At 58.0% G+C, this 2,667-nt stretch carries 3 protein-coding genes; all 3 read right to left on the bottom strand.

Annotated features, from left to right (window positions below):
- On the bottom strand, window positions 1-1,196 hold a 1,196-nt coding region (locus V3W31_03760; protein ID MEE9614058.1), incomplete at its 3' end, for a lipopolysaccharide kinase InaA family protein.
- A gap of 5 nt (window positions 1,197-1,201) precedes the next feature.
- Entirely contained in the window at window positions 1,202-2,191 is a 990-nt protein-coding gene (locus V3W31_03765; GenBank protein MEE9614059.1) for a glycosyltransferase family 4 protein, read from the bottom strand.
- On the bottom strand, window positions 2,188-2,667 hold a 480-nt coding region (locus V3W31_03770), incomplete at its 5' end, for a hypothetical protein (protein MEE9614060.1). The genes V3W31_03765 and V3W31_03770, both read right to left, overlap by 4 nt.

Here is a 2,667-nt window from a genome sequence, read left to right on the forward strand (position 1 = left end):
GGGCCGAAGTTCTTTATGAGGAACCTGTCCATCTCGAGCGCGTCCGCCTTTTCGGTTATGAGGAAGCTCTCTCCTTTTCTCTCGACGCACGCCACTGGAGGCGGCGTTGCCACGCCCCTCACCACCAGCCCGTTCGCGCCGACCCATCCCTTCCTGGCCCTCGATGCGGAGAGGAGGTCCCGTACGCCTTTATTGATATAGCGCTTGACGAAAAACTCCCCTCCCCCCCCTCCCTCACCGGACACGATTGACGCCGTTACGTACCGGTCCTTCTTGACGAGGGCCGAAGCCCCTTTCTCCTCAAGCTCCATGTGCTTCGCTATAAGGGTCTTAACGTCTTCATACGAACGCCCCTTCCTTACAAAGCACCTTTCCTCCCCCTTAGCGACGACGTCGAAGCCCGTACTGTCTTTAAGGCACCTCTCGGTCCTGCTCCTCATGTGCCGCCGCCTTACGCCCTTTATCCGTTTCTCGACGTCCCCGAACAGCGCCCCGGCGCTGTCACCGCCGTCTCCGCCGCAGGCGATAGAATAATTTTCGATAACGCTCCTTCTCTCTTCCGGACTCATCATCGCATACACGGAGTATAAGAGGTGGGCGAGGTTATTGACCCTCTTCTCGTACGGCATCTCCTTCAGGAAGGATATCCTGTGGAGGTCTATGACGTAGAGCTCCGGAGGTTTGCCCGCGACTCTACGGACGAGCACGTTGCCGCAGTGGAAGTCCCTGTGGTAGACGCCGTTTTCATGGAGTGTGGCGGCCAGGGCCGCGAGTTTTTCTAACGCCGCTCCTCTCTCTTCCCCCTCCATCTCGGGCAAGCACTCTATGAGCGGCCTGACCCCGCTTATCTCTTCGGTTACGAGCCAGGCCCCCCTGAGAAGCCCCCCTTTTCTTTTCTCCCCGTAAGCCACCGGGATCGTCGTGGGAATGCCTTTTGAGATAAGGGTATTGGCGGCGTCATACTCCACTCTCGCCTTCGACGGCAGGATGGAGTTTTTCATCTTCTCGGCCGTGCCGGAGAGCTTATAGCGCTTCATGTAGAGCCTTTTACCTTCCGCCTCCAGCGCCCATACGGTCCTGGCCTTGTTGTCCTTTACCACCTCGAAACCGTCCGTATGCCCGGAGAGGACCTTCAGAAGGCGAGGCTCCTCCCCGTCCCTCAAATGCCAGTCGATATTATCCTCGCGTAAACTCATATGCTCTATGCGGCAAGCTCCCGCACCACATTAAGTATCGTCGGGAAGACCGCTTCCACGGAGTAGCTATCCCTGACCCTCTCGTACCCGGCCATGCCCATCCTCCTCCTTAACACGGCGTCCTCCACAAGGGTCGAGAGCTTTTCCACCCACTCGTCCTCGGTGCTCGCCCAAAAGCCGTTTACCCCGTCGGCCACTATGTCCCTGTTCGCGCCCACCGGAGAGCAGACGACCGGGAGGCCCACACCCATGTACTGAAGGAGTTTTAGCCCGCACTTCCCCCTCGTCCAGATGTCGTCCGTAAGCGGCATGACACCTATGTCGAAGCTCTTCAGGTCCTCGACCTCGTCGTCGGCCGACCATTGTTTCTTGACCACCTCCATATTGTCGCAGTCGAAGAACCTGTCGCAGACTATCTTGAGGCGGACGTTCGGGTACCTCTCGCCGAGCTTCTCCAACGCGGGTTTCAACCCTTCGAGGTACGGGATGGTCCCCCCGCTCCCGAGCCAGCCGATCGTGACGGTGTCGCCGGCCCTGTCGTAGTCCTTCAGGCTGTACTTCTTCAAGTCCACAACGGTCGGGACTACGGCGACGTTACCCTCGGAGGTAAATCTCGCGGCCTCGGCCTTGAGGAACGAATTCCCGGCGAAGACCCTGTCGGACATCCTTATCATCCTTTCAAACCTTTCCATCTTCGACGGCGAGTGCGGGTCCCCCCACTTCGAAGAGCGGTACATAATCGCATCGTCGAAGTCGAAGATAACGCTCCCAGCCATCTTCCTTACGGCAAAGCCGTCGAGAGAGGAAAGGACCTTCCTCTGGATTATTACCACGTCATACCCGCCCAAGCGAAAGAAGTTGGCGTACCTCTTAAGGAGGTTCCCCTCGACTCTCAGGACGTCCACCTCCACACCGTGCTCTTTAAAGGAGTCCATGTACTCCAGACACCTGTACCTCAAGTCGAAGCCCTTATGGACCAGGAAGCATACCCTCACTTACCGCCCCCCCCTCCGCCTCCGAGGAGGTAGCCCGCATACCCTTTCAAGAGGTACCTCCAACTCCTCGGCCTCGCGGGCGTCTTCCTAACCGAATCCTTGAAATGCGACACGGCGGTTTTCATGTCCCCGAGCCTCATGTAGGCCCTGCCGAAGTATATGTCCATGTCCGACATCCTCCTCCTGTAAAGCTCCGGGGGTATCTCGGCCGGGTCGTAGTGTTTTTTCAACACCTCGAGCGCGGTGGACCTGAGGAGCACCTTGTCGCCGCTTAAGTGCGAGTCGTGCTTCCTGACCTTAACGAGCGGGGAGCGGCACCTGCCGAGATCCCTTCTCTTCGCTATCCTCAGCCACAGGTCGTAGTCCTCGGCGCACATATACTCTTCGTTAAAGGGCCCGGCCTCATCAAGACACTCCCTCCTTACCATAACGGTGGAGGTATGTATAAAGCTCTCGGAGAAGAGCTTTGCAAAGAG

This window comes from Thermodesulfobacteriota bacterium (assembly GCA_036482575.1).
GTDB lineage: Bacteria > Desulfobacterota > GWC2-55-46 > GWC2-55-46 > JAUVFY01 > JAZGJJ01.